Source organism: Blastocatellia bacterium, assembly GCA_035275065.1.
Classification (GTDB): Bacteria; Acidobacteriota; Blastocatellia; order UBA7656; family UBA7656; genus DATENM01.
The window spans coordinates 151,501-171,465 of the sequence record DATENM010000002.1; the positions used below are offsets into that span (position 1 = coordinate 151,501).

12 protein-coding genes are annotated in these 19,965 nt (G+C 62.1%); 7 read left to right on the forward strand and 5 right to left on the reverse strand.

Features of this window, described 5'->3' with window-relative positions:
* Nucleotides 1-317: 317 nt before the first annotated feature.
* The gene (locus VJ464_01170) at nt 318-2,579 is read right to left on the reverse strand and encodes a winged helix-turn-helix domain-containing protein (protein ID HKQ03712.1); all 2,262 of its coding nucleotides are present in this window, start codon (nt 2,577-2,579) and stop codon (nt 318-320) included.
* A gap of 218 nt (nt 2,580-2,797) precedes the next feature.
* Here VJ464_01170 and VJ464_01175 point away from each other — a divergent pair, with 218 nt between their 5' ends.
* Together VJ464_01175 and VJ464_01180 are read left to right on the forward strand one after the other, a co-directional pair.
* On the forward strand, nt 2,798-3,055 hold the full coding sequence (locus VJ464_01175; GenBank protein HKQ03713.1) for a hypothetical protein: 258 nt from the start codon (nt 2,798-2,800) through the stop codon (nt 3,053-3,055).
* Between the two features lie 49 nt (nt 3,056-3,104).
* Complete coding sequence (locus VJ464_01180) at nt 3,105-3,731, forward strand: hypothetical protein (GenBank protein HKQ03714.1); 627 nt, start codon at nt 3,105-3,107, stop codon at nt 3,729-3,731.
* Between the two features lie 109 nt (nt 3,732-3,840).
* On the opposite strand, the gene VJ464_01185 is transcribed toward VJ464_01180, so the two are convergent.
* Nucleotides 3,841-6,681 carry a M14 family metallopeptidase gene (locus VJ464_01185; protein HKQ03715.1) on the reverse strand — a complete coding sequence of 947 codons (2,841 nt, stop codon included), beginning with the start codon at nt 6,679-6,681 and terminating at the stop codon, nt 3,841-3,843.
* A gap of 170 nt (nt 6,682-6,851) precedes the next feature.
* On the opposite strand from VJ464_01185, the gene VJ464_01190 reads away from it, so the two are divergent.
* The 4 genes from VJ464_01190 to VJ464_01205 all read left to right on the forward strand — a co-directional run bounded on the left by VJ464_01190 (nt 6,852) and on the right by VJ464_01205 (nt 11,481).
* Entirely contained in the window at nt 6,852-7,559 is a 708-nt protein-coding gene (locus tag VJ464_01190) for a lysophospholipid acyltransferase family protein (protein HKQ03716.1), read from the forward strand.
* 74 nt (nt 7,560-7,633) lie between these two features.
* On the forward strand, nt 7,634-7,987 hold the full coding sequence (locus tag VJ464_01195) for a PadR family transcriptional regulator (protein HKQ03717.1): 354 nt from the start codon (nt 7,634-7,636) through the stop codon (nt 7,985-7,987).
* A gap of 15 nt (nt 7,988-8,002) precedes the next feature.
* Nucleotides 8,003-10,660 (forward strand): ABC transporter permease, encoded by a 2,658-nt coding sequence (locus VJ464_01200; GenBank protein HKQ03718.1) that lies wholly within the window; start codon nt 8,003-8,005, stop codon nt 10,658-10,660.
* 68 nt (nt 10,661-10,728) lie between these two features.
* Complete coding sequence (locus VJ464_01205; GenBank protein HKQ03719.1) at nt 10,729-11,481, forward strand: DJ-1/PfpI family protein; 753 nt, start codon at nt 10,729-10,731, stop codon at nt 11,479-11,481.
* 152 nt (nt 11,482-11,633) lie between these two features.
* Here the strand turns inward: VJ464_01205 and VJ464_01210 are convergent, their stop codons facing one another.
* The 3 genes from VJ464_01210 to VJ464_01220 form a co-directional block, all read right to left on the reverse strand.
* Nucleotides 11,634-12,452, reverse strand: a complete 819-nt coding sequence (locus VJ464_01210) for a hypothetical protein (GenBank protein ID HKQ03720.1) — start codon at nt 12,450-12,452, stop codon at nt 11,634-11,636.
* 145 nt (nt 12,453-12,597) lie between these two features.
* Nucleotides 12,598-15,195, reverse strand: coding sequence for a TonB-dependent receptor (locus tag VJ464_01215; GenBank protein ID HKQ03721.1), 2,598 nt, complete (start codon nt 15,193-15,195; stop codon nt 12,598-12,600).
* A gap of 214 nt (nt 15,196-15,409) precedes the next feature.
* On the reverse strand, nt 15,410-15,775 hold the full coding sequence (locus tag VJ464_01220) for a hypothetical protein (protein ID HKQ03722.1): 366 nt from the start codon (nt 15,773-15,775) through the stop codon (nt 15,410-15,412).
* Between the two features lie 425 nt (nt 15,776-16,200).
* Between VJ464_01220 and VJ464_01225 the strand changes: the two genes are divergently transcribed.
* Nucleotides 16,201-19,833 carry a TonB-dependent receptor gene (locus VJ464_01225; GenBank protein ID HKQ03723.1) on the forward strand — a complete coding sequence of 1,211 codons (3,633 nt, stop codon included), beginning with the start codon at nt 16,201-16,203 and terminating at the stop codon, nt 19,831-19,833.
* Nucleotides 19,834-19,965: the final 132 nt, after the last annotated feature.

Below are 19,965 nucleotides of genomic sequence, written 5' to 3' on the forward strand. Positions count from 1 at the left end.
GCGTTGGCACAAGCATTGCTCAAGGTAAACGCGGTTCTAGCAGATTCGACAGTTTGAAAGAAACCTCTTCTGCTCAGAGTAACTGTAGGATGCTGAACTAAATGCGGCGGATGGAAGGGAGGATGGGGGCCCTGCCTTCCATTCAAAGCACTCTCACGAGCGGTGAGCAGACACTCGGAGCAAAGCAGTAATACTAAGAGAAGCGACAGACTGAAAAACGTTCAGGGCATAGAGGCACAAGGGGGCGTGGCTCTAAGTCATGAATGACGAGCCGCCGGTGGCAAATGTCATCGGCGGCTTATATTTTTTGCGCTCACCTATTTCACATTCTCCACTAGATAGACCTGCGACAGCACGCGAAAATACGTGTAGCCATAGGCACGGCCGTTGGGCGTGATTGCCGAGACGCTGGTGTAGAGCAGTCCCGCGGGGTCCGGGTGCATGATCTCTTTCCATAGCTCGCGCTTGCCGGTCGTCAGGTTGATCTTGAAGACCTTGACCGGCAGGCCGCGCTGCGCCGCAAAAATCGCCTGATTATCCGCCGCCCAACTGAGCGGAATATCCGTGTCCGCAAGCGCCGTGAAGGGGCGCGCGTCGCCGCCGTCGAGCGCCCGCACCTCGGACTTCTGATTGCCACTGCCGGTCTCGCCCACAAGCATGTGCTTGCCGTCGGGCGCAAGCAGCATGACGACCGTGCCCTCGGCGGTCAGCGGGCGCAGCTCGTTGCGCTCAAGGTCGTAGACGTAGCTGCGCCGCTCGTGGCCCGGCGCTTTGCCCATCAGCACGACGCGCCGCGAATCGGGAAACCACATGCCGTTCTCGCGCCATTCGATGTCGCCCGAATCAATCACTTTCATCTCGCCGGCGCCGGTCGGCAGCAGCACGAAGCGCGGCGGCGAGGTGTAACGCTGGCTCGCGAGCGCCCAGCGGCCATCCGGCGACAGCGACATGGCATTGCCGTCGCCGAGCTTGACTGCCGGCGAGCCGTCCGTCCGGCGCATGTAAACCGTCGGCGTTTTGTCGCTGGCGGTGTTCTCTTCGTCAAACAGCAGCGTGCGGCCATCGGGCGAGAGGTCGCGCAGCCACGAGCCGTCGAGCCACGACAGGTCGCGCTCGGCAGTTTCGCCCGGCGCCAGCGTCATCATGCCGATGCGGGCGTCGTCGCGAGTCATCAGCAGCCGCCCGTCACGGCTAACATCCTGTAGATTCAAGCGGCCCGGCGCCCGCGCCAGCAATCGCTCGCTGCCCTTCAAGCTGACGGCCCGCAGAGCATGGTTAGCGGTGTCTTCGTCGGCGGTGAACCAGATTTCATCGCCGGCGGGCGACCACGCCAGCCCGCGCGCGCTCAGGTAGGCCCGCGACAGCTTGCGACTGTTGCCCTTGAGATCAACCACCATCACCACGCCATAATCGTCGAAGCGCGCGACCGGGTGATCGATGAAGGCAATGCGGTCGCCCGCGGGCGAGACGCGAATATCGCTCAGCCAGCCGGACGTGTCGTGCTCGTAAAGCAGATTGCCAATCGGATATTCCAGGCGGCACTTGCCCTTTTCGTAATGAATCACCGCCAGCTCTTTGCCGTCCGGCGACCAGTCGGCTTCCGAAACGCCCGGCAGCACTTCGCGCGGCGCGCCGCCGGTCAATGGCATGCGCGCCAGCATGCCTTGATTGATGAAATGAATGCGCGGCTTGAGCAGCACCGCCATCTCGCCGGTTGATGAAATGGCCAGCAGGCTCATCTCTTTCAGATCGAGAGCGCGCGATTCGGGCGTGCTGGGCAGCGTCGTGAACAGCTCGCTCGGCTTGCCCTCCCAGAGCGCCGCGTAAACGATCAAGCGGCTATCGGGCGCAAAGCGCGCGCCGGCCACCGTGCCGTTGCGAAACGTCAGTTGCTGGAACAGCGGCGGCGCGTTGTAGCCGGCGCGCTTGCCGACCGCAAAGCTCGCGACCATCGCCGCGGCGACCAGCGCCACGGCGACGGCGATGAGCAGACGGCGGCGCGGGCGCGGCGCGGTCACAGGCGCGGCAAGCTGCGGCGCGAGCTTTTCTTCACCCACCGGCTCCGGCATCAATGATTGCGGCAGCGCGCCGGCGGTCGCCGCCGGCAACAAGGCGCGGTCAGCTTCTAGCCCTGCCGGCGCGTTTGCGGCGCTCGCCATAACCGGCGCGACCGTATCGCCCAGCGCGTCGCCCTCTTCTTCATGCTCGAAGGTGACGCTGGCGCGCTCGCGCACGATCAGCGTGCCGTCTGACAGCTCTTTCACCTTGGCGACGAAGCGGTAGCCGCGGCGCGGGATGGTTTCGATGTATGGCCGGCCCTCGTCGCCATCGCCGAGCACGCGCCGCAGGGTCGAGATGTTGCGCGCCAGATTGCCTTCCTCGACAAAGGTGTCGGGCCAGACCTCTTGCATCAGCTCGTCCTTGTCGAGCACACGCCCGCTGCGCTCGACGAAGGCGAGCAGAATATCAAAGACTTTCGGCGGCAGCGGCACGACCTGACCGCGCTTCAACAGCAGGCGGTCGGCGGCATCCACGCGGTACGGGCCGAATTCAAATAAGCGCTTTGCCGGCTTCATCATAGGCGTCATCCAGGTTCATTCCGAGTTCGTTCCAAACTCATTCCAAACGCTTTTCCGAACTTTTTCTGTGTTTACGCAAGATTTCGCTGCGGGGATTCGCGTACCCTGCGCTGTGTCGTGAGCAGCGTGAGCGAATCGAGCGGACGCGGCGCGCGGCTCATTCTAGCAGCCGTCGGCGGCTCGTACCACCGACCAGCGAGAACGAAACAGGAGGCAGCGTGACGAAACGCACGACCCGCATCACCTTTGAGAGCGAACGGCTGCTGGTCATCCGCCAACCGACGAGCCGCGCCCGCCGCTGGTGCGCCGCCTGTGACGAGGAAGTGCAAGTCGTCACCGCCGCCGACGCGGCCATTGTCGCCGACCGCGAGCTAGGGGCCATCTACGACGCCATTGAAGCGACGCACCTGCACGCCGTCGAAGCCGGCGACGGGCTGCGGCTCGTTTGTCTTAACTCATTACTCAAGCTGAAGTGAATGCTGTACAGGCATCCTCATTCAACGATTGACGAAAGGAGAAATCTTCATGAACACGAAACGAATCTTTGCAGTCTGCCTGTTTACCGCGCTGCTGGCCGTCGCGGCCTCGGCGCAGACCAATGACCGCGGAATGCTGTGGAAAAAATATTTCGAGCGCAATACCGTGGTCGTGCCAATGCAATCACCGCCCGCCGAGATGGAGATGCAGAGCGACGGCTTGCAACCCGAGCGCGCTAAAGGCGACGTCGCCGCCAGCGCCAGCACCCAGCTCGAAGGCACCTGGCTGGCGACCGTGACCTTCGAGGATGGCACGGTGATAAAAGTGCTGTTCACTTTCATGCCGGGCCGGGATGACACACAGGGCACGCTCATCGACACCAACCAGTTCCTGCTGACACCCGACCCAATCGGCACGCCCGATCAGGGCGTGTGGCAGCGCATTGGCCTCGGCAAATTCATTGCCACGCACCTGGCATTTCTATTCAACTCAAAAGACGGCTCCCCGTTCGGCACCGCCAAGGTGCGCGACACGATCACCCTCAGCGGCGCCGGTGATAAATTCACGGGCACGCAGTTCGTTGAGGTCTTCGACACCAACGGCACAGAGGTCTTCTCTATCCATGCCACGATGACGGCCGTGCGTCTGAAGGCCGAGGCGCCGCCGACGAATTGACGAAGCGGGTCTCGCCACACTTCATCCATCGACAAGGCGCTGGCCAGCCTGTCATCGCGGCCAGCGCCTTTGCTTTTCTGTCGCAACGAGCGCTTTATCGCTGAGCCGGCTACTTTGTGCCACCGAGCATGATGGCATTGAACAGCAGCTTGAAGGTGCCCCAGGTCTGGGCGCGGTGCTGTGTGCGAAAGCCGAAAAGCACGACGCGGCCTTTGCCCAGCGTGACATCAACCAGTGCTGATTTGCCGGCGATGAACTGCGGGCCGAGCAGCCACCCGGAGCGCAGCGGGTTGCCGTCAACGTAACGCGCAACGGAGCGCGCACGCTCGGCGTCGGTAATCTCGAAGGCAAAGGCGCTGACGAGATTGCTGGCGCCGTCAGCCATCGCCGGCGGGCGCCGGGCTTCGGTCGGGGCCGCCTCAGGGCGCGCGGTACCGGGGCGCGGCGCTTCCGTATCAGTGCCGCGCTCGCGTCGCGCGCCGCTGACGAAATAGAGGTCGGCTTCCGCCGGCATCCCGTAAGCAATCGGGCTTGTGGTATCAATGGCGGCGCGGAAGATCGAGCCGGGCGCGTAGAACTGGTCGCGGCGCACGCCATCGAGCGCATTCTTCACCGGCAGCTCAAAACGTTTTAACGCCAGCTCCGTCGCCGAGTCGAGACAGACCAGCACGCCGCCGGCTTCGACGAAACGGCGCAGCGCCGCGACTCCCTCTTCGCCGATGCCGCCGGTGTATTCTTCGGGATACGAGCCGGCGCGGTTGCCGCTGACGATCTGTTGCATGGATTGGTCGGGCAGGATGACGACATCAAACTTCTCTTTGAGATTGCCGGCGCGCACGTCTGCGTCATAGACGTTCTTGTAATCGAAGCCGAACTGCTCAAGCACCCATCGCGTCCAGCCTTCATCCATCGAAGCCACCCAGCTACGATAGAGCGCCAGTCGCGGCTTGATGACGGGCTTGGCAACAGCAGGCAGATTGCTGGGGGAGTCTTTATCGGGTACACGCTCCAGCCTGACGTTTCGCGTCACAGCAATGGATGAAATACTGTTCGTGAAAGCCCGAATCTTTGATTCCGTCCGCGCAGGTCTAGTTGGTTTACTTTGAACGCCTGTTGATTCGCCGCTCACAACGAAGGTTCCCGCCGGGTACTCTCTTCCACCAGCACTCACTGCCTGCGCAAGCCTCGAAACCCAGACTTTATACGGCGAGCTGAAGAGCGCATTGACGAAATCAAAAGTTTTATTGGCATCGGCTGAGACAAAGAACCGCATCGCCGGACCTGTCATCCACGAGACGCTGCGGAGGTTGGCAAATTCGTGGTTGAGCTTTTCTAAGTCCGCATCGAACGGCTTGCCCGCTTCGGCGTAATCAACACCCATCGTCATCGGCAGTGTCCAGCCGGCCACGTCGTAAGGCTGCTCGGCAGGGCCGCCCGGATAGATGCGGCGGTCGGGATAATGCTGCGCTTCGAACAAGCATTTCACGTTCGCGCGGTAAGGTTGTGCGAGCAGGATCACATAACTTCCCGCCGCGTACTTCTTGCCATCAATCGTGAAGTCAGATTTCGCGCGGTGTGCTTCGACGCCCTGCTGAATCAGGATGTCGATCATCTTGTCGGCGGTCGGCTGATCGTGTTGCCCCGCAGGCACGACGTAAGCATACGGCGCGTCATGCTTGCCGGCTTCGATGGCGCGCTCGGCGACCGCCACGAAATTACGAACATACTCATCGTGATGCAGCGCCGCTTCTTCGAGCGCCGTGCGCGTCGTCACCAGTTCCATGTTCAGTATGTCGCGCATCGTCCACGCGCCGCCCTGCCACGGGTCTGGATAATTGGTCGCCGCCACCAGCGGATCAGCGAGGCCGCGCGTCGGCGAGCGCAACTGCTCGCGCTTGATCTCCATCGGCGTGGCGATGTTCACCGACGCGGCTTCGGTCAATATGCCGACGGCATTGTGATAGTAAGGCGCGGTACGCAAGCCGCCGTGCCACCACGTGTCATAAGTTGAATTCGTGACGATGCCTTTGAACCCGGCGGCTTGAAGATTCAGCGCCATCTGCGAGCCGAGCGCGCCGACCGTGCGCAAGATCGTCGGATCGATGTTCGGGTTCGACGGGTCGAAGAACGGCGGCACGCACATGCGCGAGCCGAACTGCCCCTGCTGATGCACGTCGTAGACGACTTCGGGAAACCACTCGCGCCAGAAGAGCGCCGAGACGATCTGCGTTTCGACCTGCGTCAGCATGAACCAGTCGCGGTTGTCGTCGTGGCCGGTGTAGTGATGATAGAGCACAGGCGGGCTGCTGCCTTCGTATTTCGTGCCGAGCGTCTTGCGATACCAGTTGGTGACGATATCTATGCCGTCCGGATTGACCGAAGGCACCAGCACCAGCACCGTGCGGCGCAGCATCTCTCTGGTCGCCGGCGCGTCGTCGCTCGCCAGCCTGTAAGCCAGCTCCATTGACATCTGCGAAGCGACGATTTCGGTCGAATGAATCGAGCAGGTGATGGCGACGACCGCAGGCGTCGCGCGGATCAGCCGCTCGCGCTCTTCGCGGCTACTGATCAAGCGCGGGTCGGCGAGCCGGCGCTGGGCTTCGCGGATGCGCGGCAAGTCGCGAATGTTTTCTTCCGACGAGATGATGGCGACGATGAACGGGCGGCGCTCGGTCGTCAGTCCCGGCTGATGCACCGAGACGCGCGCCGACGTTTCGCCGAGCCGCTTGAAGTAAGCGACGATTTGCGACCAGTCGGCGAGCTTGCGGTCGTCGCCCGGCGCAAAGCCGAGCACCTCGCGCGGCGACGGCACGGCGGCGGCTTCTGTAGCCGAAGCCAGGTGCGCCGCTTTAAGGTCGGCCGTTTGTCGGGCCGGCACGGTCGCCGCCGTCAGGCCAAGCAGCAGCGCGGCCAGCGGCAGTGTGTAAAGGTGGCGAGAGCGTGGCATCATCGGCGTTGATGCTCCTCAAGGTTGAATTGCGCGGGCGGCGCCCGGCGCTCAAGATGGAAAGAGCCTAGCACATCTGTTAGGCTTGCGCTAATTGGCGCGACCGCGGCTGAAGGCTGGCGCGGTGGCCGGCGCCAGGGTTGAATTCATCCCAAAGAGGAAACGCTTTGACGATGGCGCGCTGGCGCGGAATTTTTTTACTGGCCTTCTGGTTCACGGCCATCGGCCTGCTGGCGCCGTTCCTGATCGCCCTGCGGCTGCTGACCGGCAACGAGAACATGATCTACGCGCCGGTGCGCGTCTTCGTGCGGCTCGGTCTCCGGCTAGTCGGCGTCAAGGTCGAAGTCACGGGCCGCGACCATCTCGACCCGGCGCAGGCGTACATCTTCACGCCGAATCATCAGAGCCTGATCGAAGTGCCGCTGTTCGTCACCTACCTCGGGCGCAATCCGGGCTACCTGGCCAAGAAAGAGGTCTTCAAATACCCGATCTTCGGTTACGGCATCGGCCTGATGGGCGTCGTCCCGGTTGATCGCAGCAACAGCCCGTCGGCGGTCGAAAGCGCCAAGGTGGCGACCGAGATGCTGCGCCGCGGCAAGTCCTACGTGGTCTATCCCGAAGGCACGCGCTCGCCCGATGGCCGCCTGCTGCCGTTTAAGAAGGGCGCCTTCATGATGGCCATCGAGGCGGGCGTTCCCATCGTCCCGGTGACGGTCGCCGGCGCCACGCGCATCATGCCGAAGGCCAAAATCGAAGTACACCCTTCGACCGTGCGACTGACCATCCACGACCCCATCCCGACCACCGGCTATGCGCGCGACAACGTCGCCGAGCTGGTCAGCCGCACCCGCCAGCAAGTCCTCTCGGCCCTCGACGACTAGCCTCCGTCTTTCCCCTTGACAATCTACAGGAGGCGGTCTACACTCGCTTCCTGTAGAAAGTCTAGGGGGGATTCATGGCCAAGCAAAACTCCGACCTGGCGAAGCAGAAGTCCGACTTGCTGCAAGGCACGCTCGACATGCTGATCCTGAAGACGCTGGCCCTTGAGCCGGAGCATGGCTGGGGCATCGCGCAGCGCATCCAGCAGATTTCGGACGGCGTGCTTAATGTCAATCAGGGCTCGCTTTATCCGGCGCTCTACCGGCTTGAAGAGAAAGGCTGGGTGGCGACCGAGTGGGGCAGCTCTGATAACAACCGCCAGGCGAAGTATTATTCGCTCACTCGCGCCGGGCGCAAACAACTTGCCGAAGAAGAGGAAAACTGGAGGCGGCTCTCGACAGCGATCACGCAAGTGCTCCAAGCAACTTAGCCGGAGGTTGGTTAGATGTTCAGAAAACTTTCGCGCATCACGCAGGCCGTCTTGCGCCGCAACCAGAGAGAGAGTGAGATGGACGCCGAGCTGCGCTTTCACCTCGAAATGGAAACCCGTAAAAACCGCGCCCGCGGCTTGAGCGAGTCGGCGGCCCGTCAGGCGGCGCTGCGCAGCTTTGGCGGCGTCGAGCTGACCAAGGAACAGTGCCGCGATGCGCGCGGCGGGCGCTTGATCGAAACCTCGCTGCAAGACCTGCGCTATGGGGCGCGGGTTCTCAGGCGCAATCCCGGTTTCACGCTCGTGGCGCTGCTGACGTTGGCCTTAGGGATTGGCGCCAACACCGCTATCTTCAGCGTCATCTACGGCGTGCTGATGCGCCCGCTGCCTTATGCGGACGGCAACCGGCTGGTCATCCTGCATCAGCAAGCGCCGCTCGCCCGCGTCGAAGACATGGGCTTTTCGGTTAAAGAGATCAACGACTATCGCGAGCAGGCGCAGACCCTCGATCAGGTGGTCGAGCATCACTCCATGTCGTTTATCTTACTCGGCGGCGAAGAGGCGCAGCGCGTGCAGACGGCAGTGGTCTCGGCGAACTTCTTCGACATGCTCGGCATCCAGGCGCTCTACGGGCGCACCTTCCTGCCGAGCGACGACGAGAAAGGCGCCGACGCCGTGCTGGTCCTCAGCTACAACTACTGGAAGCAGCAATACAAGGGCGACCCGAACATCGTCGGCCGCGTCTTTCGCATGAATGACAAGCCGCACACGGTCATCGGCGTACTGCCGCCGATCCCGCAGTACCCGAGCGAAAGCGATGTCTATATGCCGACCGTGGCTTGCCCGACGCGCTCGTCGGATCGCTTCATCGCCAACCGCACGTTTCGCATGATGAACGTCTTCGGCAAGCTGAAACCGGGGGCGACCGTCGAGCAGGCGCGCGCCGAGCTATCGGGCATCGCCGGCAATTTGCAGAAGGCTTACCCGGACGCCTATCCCGAAAATCGCGGCTATGCGGCGACCCTGGCGCCCTTGCAGGAAGAACTGACGCGGCGGGCGAAGCCGACGTTTTTGATCCTGCTCGGCACCGCCGGCCTGGTGCTGCTGATCGCCTGCGCCAATGTGGCGAACCTTACACTGGCGCGGCTGATGCGGCGCGAGCGCGAGATGGCCATACGCGCCGCGATGGGCGCGGGGCGCGGGCGGCTGGTCCGCCAGATGCTCACCGAAAGCACGCTACTGGCGATGGCCGGCGGCGCCGTCGGCTTGCTGGTCGCCGCCTGGGGCTTGCAGTTGCTCGTCAACTTTGCGGAGCGCTTTACGCCGCGCGCTCACGAGATCAGCATTGACGGTTTTGTATTATTGTTCACGCTCGTAGTTTCGCTCGGCACAGGCATCATCTTTGGCTTGCTGCCGGCGCTCGGCTCGGACAGAAACCTTGCCGGGGCGCTCAAGGAAAACAGCCGCACGACGGCGGGCGCCATGCGTCACCGCGCCCGCAGCTTGCTAGTGGTGGCGCAGGTCGCCTTGTCGTTTATGCTACTGATCGGCGCGGGGCTGATGCTGCGTAGCCTGGTCAAGCTGCAAGCGGTCAACCCCGGCTTCAACCCTGAGAGTGTCTTGACCATGCGCGTCAGCTCGAACTGGTCGCGCCATGCGACGACCGAGCAGTATCGCGACTTCATGCTGCGGCTGCTCGACCGCGTCAAGGCGCAGCCCGGCGTGCTGTCGGCGGCGCTCGGCTCGACCTATCCGCTGAACGCCAACAGCATCCGCTTCGGGCCTTTCTCGCAGACTTTCGAGATCGAAAGCCGACCGCAGGAGAGCGGCGCGCCGCCTTTGACTGCCGACACGCGGACGGTGACGCCCGATTACTTCGAGACGATCCGCCTGCCGCTGGTCAAAGGCCGGGCGTTTGTCGAAAACGATAACGACAAAGCGCCGCGCGTCGCCATCATCAACCAGACGCTGGCGCGGCAGTACTGGGGCGACGAAGACCCGATTGATCGGCGCGTCACCTTTGACCGCGGCGAACACTGGCTGAAGATTGTCGGCGTCGTCGGAGATGTCAAGCAGTACGGCCTCGACCACGAGCCGACCGCCGAGCTTTACACGCCGCACGCGCAGAATCCCGGCGTCGGCCAATTGCTGGTGCGCACGGCGACCGCGCCGATGGCCATGGCGCAAATGCTGCGGCAGACGGTCTATGACGTAGACCCCGAAACCGCCGTTGATAATGTGCAGACGCTTGAGCGGGTGCGCGATGAATCCTTAGCCTCGCCGCGCGTGACGGCGCTGCTGCTCGGATTGTTTGCGGCGCTGGCGATGGTCATCACGGCGGCGGGAATTGCCGGCGTGATGGCGCTGACGGTCACCCAGCGAACGCACGAGATCGGCGTGAGAATGGCTCTGGGAGCCACTTCCAGAAATGTCATTCTCATGGTCGTGCGGCAAGGGATGACGCTGGTTGGCCTCGGGCTGGCTGCCGGCGCGGTGGGCGCGTTTTTGCTTGCGCGGATGATGTCGTCGCTGTTGTTCGCGGTCAAGCCGGGCGACCCGCTGACCTTCATTGCGGTCGCCGCGGTGCTGGTCGCGGTGGCGATGCTGGCGTGCCTGCTGCCGGCCCGCCGGGTGACGGCGATTGACCCGATGCTGGCGCTCAGGGCCGAATAACCGGCACGACAGGGAGGGGCGATTCATAGTCGCCTCTCCCTCTTGCTTTGCTGGTTGCGGAGGGCTGTATGTTCAAGCGATTACTTTTCTCACTGGCAATTCTGGGGCTGATCGCCATGATCGGCTTTACATCTTTCCTGATGGTGGGGGCGCTCGATTCGCCGACCGCCGACGCCTCTTCTTCGCGGACGGCGGCACCGTCGGGCGAGGCGGCAACAATGAAAGCCAAACGCAAGGTAGCGATTCTGATTCACGAAGGCGTCGAGCTGCTCGATTTCTCCGGGCCGGGCGAAGTCTTCGCCGCCGCCGATCACCGCCAGGCGTTCGACGTTTACACGGTCGCGGCCTCGGCAGGCGAGGTCACTAGCCAGGGCTTCCTGACCATCAAGCCGCAATATACCTTTGCCAATTGCCCGCCGCCGGATGTGGTCATCCTGCCGGGCGGCAGAACCGATGTTCCGCTCGGCGACCCGGCAGTGATCAACTGGATCAAGCAATCGTCGCAAAAGGCCGAAGTGGTGATGTCGGTCTGCACCGGCGCGTTCCTGCTGGCGAAAGCCGGCCTGCTCGATGGGCGCGAAGCGACGACGCACTGGAGCGCCATCGCTTCTCTGCGGCAGGAAGCGCCAAAGACGACGGTGCTGGAAAATCGCCGCTTCGTTGACAATGGCAAAATCATCACCGCTGCCGGCGTCTCGGCGGGGATTGACGCATCGCTGCACGTCGTTGACAAGCTGCTGGGGCGCGAAGCCGCCGCGCAGACCGCGCATTACATGGAATACAAGTGGCAGCCTGAGAGTGATTCTGAGAAGTCCCGCTAGGGACGTCATGTTTATAGAGCGTGTCAGAAAAGTCAGCTCCGTTAGGAGCGTGATATTTATCGTCACCGGGTCGGTTTATTCATCAAGCTCCGTAGGGGCGCAATAGCGACATTGCGCTCCTACGGAGCTGTCGTTTCAGAAGGCGGTCAGCTTCAATCTATTGATTGCCGGCGCTCCGCGAAATCGCTCAACTGGTAGACGCCTTCAGCCAGGCGTTCGGCGTACCCTTCTTTGACGAGCGCCTGGTTGCCAAGGCCGGCGTCCGGGCGCGACAGCCCGCTCAAGCGCGCCAGCTCGCCGCGCACCGTCATGCCTGCACCGTTCAGGAAAGCCCGCGCCACTTCTTTGAGCGCCACCTCGCGCCTCACTTTCACGGCCAGCTCGTCGGCGAATCGGCCCTCGGCCAGCATCCAGATGTAGGTGAACCAGGGCTCGTACAAGACTTCGGCGGGGATGACTTTGAAAGTGCGTTGCAGCTCGTCCATTGCGCGAGTAAAGCGGGCGCGGTCGGTGATGCCCGATTCCATGCGCAGGTCGCAAGTGGCCATCTCCCATTCGCGGCGCAGCACTTTCAAGATGGCGCGGGCGTCGTCGGAAAACGCCTCGCCTTCGCGCCGCCGCGGCACCCCCCAGAGCGCATTGAAGTGTGGCACCAGGCGACGCGCCACAAAGGTCGCGCGCCCTTTGGCGAGCTTCGCGTAATAGACCATGCCGCGCCGCATCACCTCGTCTTTGAGCACCCAGGAGAGACTGCTTTCAGGGTCTTTCTGGACGTTGCGCGGCATGAAGGCGTCGCGCCGTCCGCAGACCGCGACGTAAAGTGACGGGCCGCCGCGCCGCGCGTCAGTCATCGCCGCACAGAAACCCGCGGCTTCAATCAAGCGCTCGGCATCCACAGCCGTTTCGACGCGCAGGTCGGCAGCGCGCCGCCACGTCTGGTCGCGGTAGGCTTCAATCGCTTCGGGTATCACAGGCGCTTTCAAAGCCCGATGATTTTACACTGATAGCTTACGAAGGCAATAGGGGAGTGGTCGCTACCTGGCGGGTTGTAATGTAGAACCCAGTCTTCGAGCCTGAGTGAAATCAGGCTCGAAGACTGGAGCTTGCGCTCAGTAATCAGAAGGTGATTCCCATTTGCGCCTGGAAGGCGCGCGGCGGGACGAAGTGTGTGCCGCTGAAGGTCGAGAGGAAATTGTACAGCGCCACTTTGTTCGTCAGGTTGGCCGCCGTCAGCCGCAGCGTCACTTTCGTGCGCTCGGTGCGGAACAGGTTATCTGTGCCGACGCTCAGGTCGAACAGGTGACGCGGCGCGATGCGTGGCGGGTTGTGGTCGTCGTCTTCAGTGCCATCGGCGGGGATGCGTACTCGCGTCGCTCCTCGATTTGCGTCGGTGCAGTCGGTCAGCCCCGCGGTCGGCGTCGCAAAGACGCTGCCGCAAAACAAACCGATCTGCGCTTGCTGATCCGGCGTCAATGTCAGCGCCGTGGCGAAGTCGGGCACCGAGCCGGCGACCAATCCGCTATCATAGCGCCATGAGAATGCGACATACGGCATCAGCCGCTTAAACTGGTGAAACTGATACTGCACCTGCGTGGTCTGTTGAAACGCCTGGTCGTGATCGATGCGGAAGACGCCCGCCGGCAAGTCGGAGTTGAAGAACAGGCCGCCGGTTTCGGGCGGGAAGTAGCGCGCCCGCGTGTGCCCGGCAGTGAAATAGGCCGACAAGCCTTTGTAGTTGGCCAGCGTCAGGCGCACCGCTACCCCATCGATCTTTGATTTGTCCCAGGAGATCGGAAAGGTAATCGGTGTATTCAAGATTACATTGAAGTCGTAAGCGTTGCGCGTGTACTTCCAGAAGTAATCTCCATCAATAACGAAGTAGCGCCCGAGGCTCTGCTGGATGCCGACGTTGAACTGATTGCGGCGGCCAGGCTTCAACGGCTCGGAAATCGCTTCGCCGAGGATACCATTGGCGAGACCGTTGGCGCCGGTCGCGCTCGACAGCACCAGGTTCTCGTTGTAAGGCGTCTCGAAATGGCGCGTGTACGAGCCGCGCAAGACAGTGTTCGTCGCCTTGATGTTATACGAGACGCCGAGGCGCGGCTGCAACAGGTTGCCGTGACTAATGCCGTCATAGTTGTCGTAACGTAAGCCGAGATTGAGCGCCAGGTTGCGTAGGGTGATCAGGTCTTGCGCGTAGACGGCTTCCTGCTTGATGTCTGCATGGCCATGGAAGGTGAACAGGTTGCCGCCGCGTGTCAGGTCGAATGGCAGCAGGTCCGGGATGAAGTCCGGACTCGTGGGATCATTGAAGCCAGGGTCGGTGATGCCGAACTGAAAGCCTTCGGTCAACAAAGTGTGCTGAATCTGCACGCCGACCTTGGCATTGTGAATACCGTGGTTGTAAGCGACATCAGCTTTAACGCCGATGTTGTTCAAACGGCGCGACTGGGCAATCGTTTGCGTCTCGTCAGAGAACGGGTCGGCGCTCGGAAAGTACTTGACCGTATCGAGCCGGTAAAAGGGATTGATCGTCAACAGGGTTGACTGATTGAACGTATGCACGTAGCCGGGGGCGATGTTGATCGAATGCACCAACTGGCGCTGGTTCTGTCCGAGCGCTTCTTGATCGAAGGTGTTCGGCACCTGGAAGAAGTTGCGCACAAAATAGAGATTCAGGTGCAGCGCATCGCTGGCCGTGGGATTGTAATCGAGCCGATCAAAGATGCCGAAGGTTTTGCCCTCGTCATGCAAGGGGGTGGGCTCCGGTGGGTCGAGGAAACGACCGGAGCGCTCAAAGTTGAAGGCCGCGAAATTGCCCGCCTTGGCGCCGCCGAAACCGAAGGTCGCCTCTTCTTGCGTCGAGCCGAATGAGCCGTAGAGCGCCGACAGGCTGCCGGTCGGCTTGTTCAGTCCGAGGCCTGACCGGGTGATGGCATTGATGACCAGGCTGGCTTTGTCGCCGAATTCCGCGGGCACCGAGCCGGTGACGACCTCCAGCGATTGAATAGCATTAACTGGAATCTGCGTCGAGAAGGCCTTGCTCTGCTGATCGGTGATCGGCTGGTTGTCGAGCGAGATCGAGGATTCTGCGTGATCGCCGAGCGGGTGAAAGAAGCCATTGGAGTCGGCGGCGACACCCGGCGCGGACTGGGTGACGACATCGCTCAAGCCATTGCCGGGTGTCCGGATGGGCATCTTCTCAATCCGCGATTGGTCAACGTCAACGTGCGACGAGGGGACATTTTCAATGAGCGCCTCGCCGGCGTTGATCTCAACCGAGGCGCTCGTGCCGCTGACGGCGAGAGCAATCTTTCCCAGGTTCATCGGCACGGATGAGCGCACATCGATGATCTGCTGCGCCGGGCTGAAGCCGTTCGCCGAGACGCTCAAGCTATAGCGATTCGGCGGCACGTTGTCGAAGCGGAAGGCGCCCGTCTGGTCGGTCGTCACCGTGCGCGTGTAGCCCGTGGTACGGTTTTCGAGCGTCACCGTAGCGCTAGAGATGACCGCGCCGCTGGGGTCTGTGATGGTTCCCGCTACGGTGCCTGCCGTTCCCAGCGATTGCCCCAGGGCTGGGAGAACGCCGCTCGTCGAGCTTGCGGCAAAGATGAAGAGTACGGCCAAGGCTCCCAGCCTTCGAGAAAAAAAGCGGCAGGCCAGAGCGCCTGTCAATCCCACGGTTCCGGCCATGAAGGTACGTATTGCTTGCATAAGCATCTCTCCTTATTAATCAGCAGAAGGTCTATTTCAAAGCCGCTTCGCCAGTCCTGCGACCGGAAAGCGTCAACGGCGCGCTAAAGAATTTGCGCCGCTGCTGAACAGCCCGCGCGCCGCTCCACTGCAAGCCGGTGCGCAAGGTAAGGTTTTCGAGGCCGCCGCGCCCGTTTTGCGCGCATCCTCGAAAGCCGAGAGACATGGTTCGGAATTAATCGAGCGGTGGGGCACGACCGAAGCGCGAGGCGGCCCACTGCTGTGTGTGCGGCTCGGCCAGCAGCGTCTGGTAGAGCAGCGCTTCGGCTAGGGGTTCTGGGGCGAAGGCCGCCGTGTGTGGGTCGGCGACGAAGGTGCGTTGCAGGCGGCAAGACAGACAGCCGGCGTCGCTGCCGGTGTCTTTCGCCGAAGGCGAGTTGCTGTCGCTTGAGGCGATGACCGTAGCCTGCCCGAGCGGCGGCGCGTCGTGGTGGTGCGTCAGGCAGACGAACAGCGCATGCAGCATCAGGCAGAGACAGACGAGCGCCGAGACCCGCGCTCGCTTGCTATTTCCGATTGTGAGGTTACGGTGCTGCTTCAAAGGCCACTCTCGTCTTGCCACTAAAAACTCAAACATCCATTTAACAATAGGGCGACTGGCGGTGTCAATAAAATGCGCTGCCGGAATTTGGCGCGGGGCGAGCCCGTGGCTTCAGAGATCACGAACGGTGAGCGCGGCAAGGGCTGAAGGCGGCGGCCAGGCATATCCATTTTTTCGTAAGGGTTTCCAGATTAATGGAGAGTTTTTCGACGGCTTGCCGCCGCCGCCGAGCTAACTCCTATCAAATAAAGCGCCGGGAATGAGCTTGACAACTGGCACGTCTTTTGCCGAATATTCGGTTCCTGTAGTCTGTTTTTTTCGGTTTCCTCAATCCTTTAAGCACATATATCTACGACGAGCGGTTGTTGGCTAGAAGCTGATGCAGCCAATGTGTCAATCACTTCTTTTCACTTAGGAGGAAAACCATGAGACGACTTCGCAGAACGAAAAAGCTGGCCTCAGCAGCTATCTTCCTGACGGCCTTCGCGCTCCTGTTCCCCATTACGGTGCCCGTCGCGATGGCGCAAGCGACGACGGGCTCACTCAGGGGAGTGGTGACGGATTCGACCGGCGCGGTCATCCCCGATGCCGATGTGACGGCGACGGAGGCCGCCACGGGCTCGGATACCAAGACCAAATCCAATAGCGATGGCCTCTACAACTTCCCCCGCCTCAAACCCGGCGTCTATACGCTGGTCGTTCAGAAGCAGGGCTACAAGAAGCAAGAGTTCCAGCAGGTCACGATCAGCCTCGGCCAGGATACCTCAATTGATGCAGCGTTGCAGGCCGGCCAGCTCACCGAAACCGTGACCGTGACGGCAAGCGGCGAAGAGCTGATCCAGAAAGAACAGGTGCAGGTATCGAGCACCTTCGAGGCGCGCAAAGTCGCCGAGCTGCCGTCGAACATCGCCGGCGCCGGCATCGATACGCTCGCGTTGCTATCGCCCGGCGTCATCCCTGGCGTCGGCAACGTCAACGGCAACGGCACGACCTTTTCGGTCAACGGCAATCGCGCCCGCTCGAATAACTTCACGATTGACGGCGGCGACAATAACGACCTGTCGCTCGGCGGCCCGAACTACTTCGTTGATAATCAAGACATCGTCGCCGAATTCCAGGTCATCACCAATAACTTCTCTGCCGAATATGGGCGCAACCAGGGTGCCGTCGTCAACATCGTCACCAAGTCAGGCACCAACGCCTTCCACGGCACTGCCTTTGAATATCATCGCAATCGCAACTTCTTGGACACGCTCGACAACATCGAGAAACGCAGTGGTCGCAGCGGCCCGCCGCCGCGCATCTATAACGTCTTCGGCGGCACCATCGGCGGCCCGATCATCAAGGACCGTCTCTTCTTCTTCGGCAGCTTCCAGGAGATCAAGGACCGGATCAGCGCGTTTACCCAGGGCGCCAACCCGACCATCGCGCCCGAAGACCTGCCGAAGCTTGAGACCCTGCCCGGCTACAGCAGCAACCCGGCCTTGCAGGCGCTACGCAACCTCTCGGCCTTCGCCGTCCCGAACGCCGGCGGCGGCACGGTGACGTTCCGCAAGGACAAGCCGACCAACGAGTTTGTGACGATCAACGGCGTCCCCTTCCACGTGCTCTACCCGGAGCGCACCTTCCCGCAGCAGCTCAACGCGCCGGAGTTCAGCGCCCGCGGCGACTGGCGGATCAACAACAACAACTCGGTCTGGTATCGCCAGCTTTATCAGAAGGCCGACAACGTCAACGTCAACACCAGCACCGCATCGGCGGGCAACATGAGCAACCTGCCGACCAACAGCAAGATCAGCAGCGCCAGCTGGACCAGCCAGATCAGCAACACGGCGGTCAACGAGTTCAAGTTCATCTATAACCGCCTGAGCGTCATCTTCGGCGGCGGCTGCGAAGGCAAGTTCGCTACCTGCATTCCTGACCCCGTCACCAACCTGGGCCAGACCCTGCCGAACATCGCCTTCACAGGCATTCGCAGCAGCGTGACCAACACCTCGCTGCAAACCATTGGCCCGGCGACCAACCTGCCGCAAGGCCGCGTCGTCACCGTCTACCAGTTCCAGGACAACTTCTCGAAGACCCTGGGCCGCCACCAGCTCAAGATGGGCGCCGACATTCGCAAGCTGACCAACTCGGTGCCGTTCCTGCCGAACGTCAATGGCGCGTTCACCTTCAACGCCATCGGCTCGACGACGGCAGCCCAGGGGCTGATCCAGAATCGCCCGCAGCGCGCCATCGTTGCCGCCGGCCAGGTGACCATCGATTATGGCGAGACCGACCAGTTCTACTACCTGCAAGACGACTGGCGCATCAAGGACAACCTGACGTTGAACCTCGGCATGCGCTACGAGTACACGGGGCAACCTATCAACACGCTGAACAAGCTCAGCGTGGCGCGCGAGTCCGATCCGGCGCAGGCGCTCTGGAAGCAGAGCCTGCCGCTCGAAGCGCGCACCGAGCCGCAGTTGCCGGCGGACAAGAACAACTTCGCGCCGCGCTTAGGCTTCGCCTGGCGCCCGCGCTTTGGCAGCGGCGGCCTCGGCAAGATGCTGTTCGGCGAGCAGGACAAGACGGTGATTTCGGGCGGTTATTCAATCGCTTATGACCCCGTCTTCTACAACATCATGCTCAACATCTCGACCTCGTCGCCGATGGTCTTCAACAGCACGACGCTCAACGCCGGGACCGGCACGGTGGCCTTCCCGCTGCCCGGCCTGAACGGCCAGTCGGTGCAGGACTTTGCCACCGCCAGCGGCATCGTCGCGCGCAACACCTACAATCCGAAGTTCTTCAACGAGACGCTGGTAACGCCGAATTTCCACTCGCCCTACTCCGAGCAGTGGTCGCTGAGAATTCAGCGCGAGATCGCCCGCAACAATGTCGTCGAAGTGCGCTACGTCGGCACGCATGGCGTTTCGCTGTTCGCGACCCACAACGGCAACCCGCGCATCGACCGCCTGAAGAACGGCTTCACGGTGGGCGGGGTGACCTTCCCGGGTTTCCCGAACCTGGTGCCCGCGGGGCTGACGCCGCAGGTGGCCGGCCAGGGTGGTTGCGTCGATGACCCGGCCACACCGGCAGGCATCCTCAACGAGGCCAATACCTGCGTCGGGCGCGTGCTGCCGCAGGCGCTGCTGCGCATTCGCGACAACACGGCGCAATCGATCTACCACGCGCTGCAAACGCGCTATGACGCGCGCATCGCCAACCAGCTCAACTTCGGCCTCGCCTATACCTGGTCGAAGGCGCTCGACAACGCCAGCGAAGTCTTCGCCTTCAACGATGCCATCGGCTCAGAGAATCCGTTCGACACCAACGGCAACGAGCGCGGCTACTCGCAGTTTGACCGCCGCCACGCGTTTGCGGCGAACTTCATCTGGGACATCCCGCTGTTGAAGAACAACCACAGCCTGCTCGGTAAGCTTGCCGGCGGCTGGCAGCTCAACGGCACCTACCTGCTGGCGCAGGGCCAGCGCTTCACGCCGTTCTCGGCCTGGGGGCCGTCGTTCCTGGGCACGGGCTACACCGATGTCACCTGGGACTCGACCTTCATCGGCAGTGTCGAGACCAACCGCCCGTTCTACGGCAACCCGAAGGCGCCGCGCGAGACGGTCGGCATCAGCCAGGTTGACGCCAAGATCGTCTTCGGTGCTCCGATTGCCGATCCGAAGGGCTTCTATGACTTCGCACAGATCAACCTCGGCAAGGTCGTTGCCGTGACCAAGGATCAGGTGCGCTACATCGTCAACGGGCCGGGTGCCGCACAGCTGTTCAACACCCCGTACGGCACCGTCGGTCGCAACAACGAAGCCGGGCCGATCCTCAACAACATCAACCTCGGCATCTACAAAAACTTCAAGATCAGGGAGAAGATGACCTTCCGCCTGAGCATGGATGCCTTCAACGCCTTCAACCACCCGAACCCGTCGGTCGGCCTGATCGCCGGCGGCGCGGTGCCCGGCACCATCGTCGAGAATGCCGGCATCAACTTCAACCTCTACGGCGAAAGCGAGTACGCGCGGCGTGCGATCCAGATCGGCGCGAAGTTCATCTTCTAGCCGACCGCGCCTTCGAGGCATAAAAAAGGGAGGGACTCTCGGAGTCCCTCCCTTTTTGTTTCGCTCAACGCCTGTAGCGCAATGCGGTTAGATTGCGCTGCGACTCGCGCAATCTAACCGCATTGCGCTACA

Coding starts and splice junctions, on each gene's coding strand:
- VJ464_01215 (HKQ03721.1), bottom strand. CDS start 15,195: ATGCAAGCAATACGTACCTTCATGGCCGGAACCGTGGGATTGACAGGC.
- VJ464_01190 (HKQ03716.1), top strand. CDS start 6,852: ATGGCGCGCTGGCGCGGAATTTTTTTACTGGCCTTCTGGTTCACGGCC.
- VJ464_01195 (HKQ03717.1), top strand. CDS start 7,634: ATGGCCAAGCAAAACTCCGACCTGGCGAAGCAGAAGTCCGACTTGCTG.
- VJ464_01205 (HKQ03719.1), top strand. CDS start 10,729: ATGTTCAAGCGATTACTTTTCTCACTGGCAATTCTGGGGCTGATCGCC.
- VJ464_01225 (HKQ03723.1), top strand. CDS start 16,201: ATGAGACGACTTCGCAGAACGAAAAAGCTGGCCTCAGCAGCTATCTTC.
- VJ464_01185 (HKQ03715.1), bottom strand. CDS start 6,681: ATGATGCCACGCTCTCGCCACCTTTACACACTGCCGCTGGCCGCGCTG.
- VJ464_01170 (HKQ03712.1), bottom strand. CDS start 2,579: ATGATGAAGCCGGCAAAGCGCTTATTTGAATTCGGCCCGTACCGCGTG.
- VJ464_01180 (HKQ03714.1), top strand. CDS start 3,105: ATGAACACGAAACGAATCTTTGCAGTCTGCCTGTTTACCGCGCTGCTG.
- VJ464_01200 (HKQ03718.1), top strand. CDS start 8,003: ATGTTCAGAAAACTTTCGCGCATCACGCAGGCCGTCTTGCGCCGCAAC.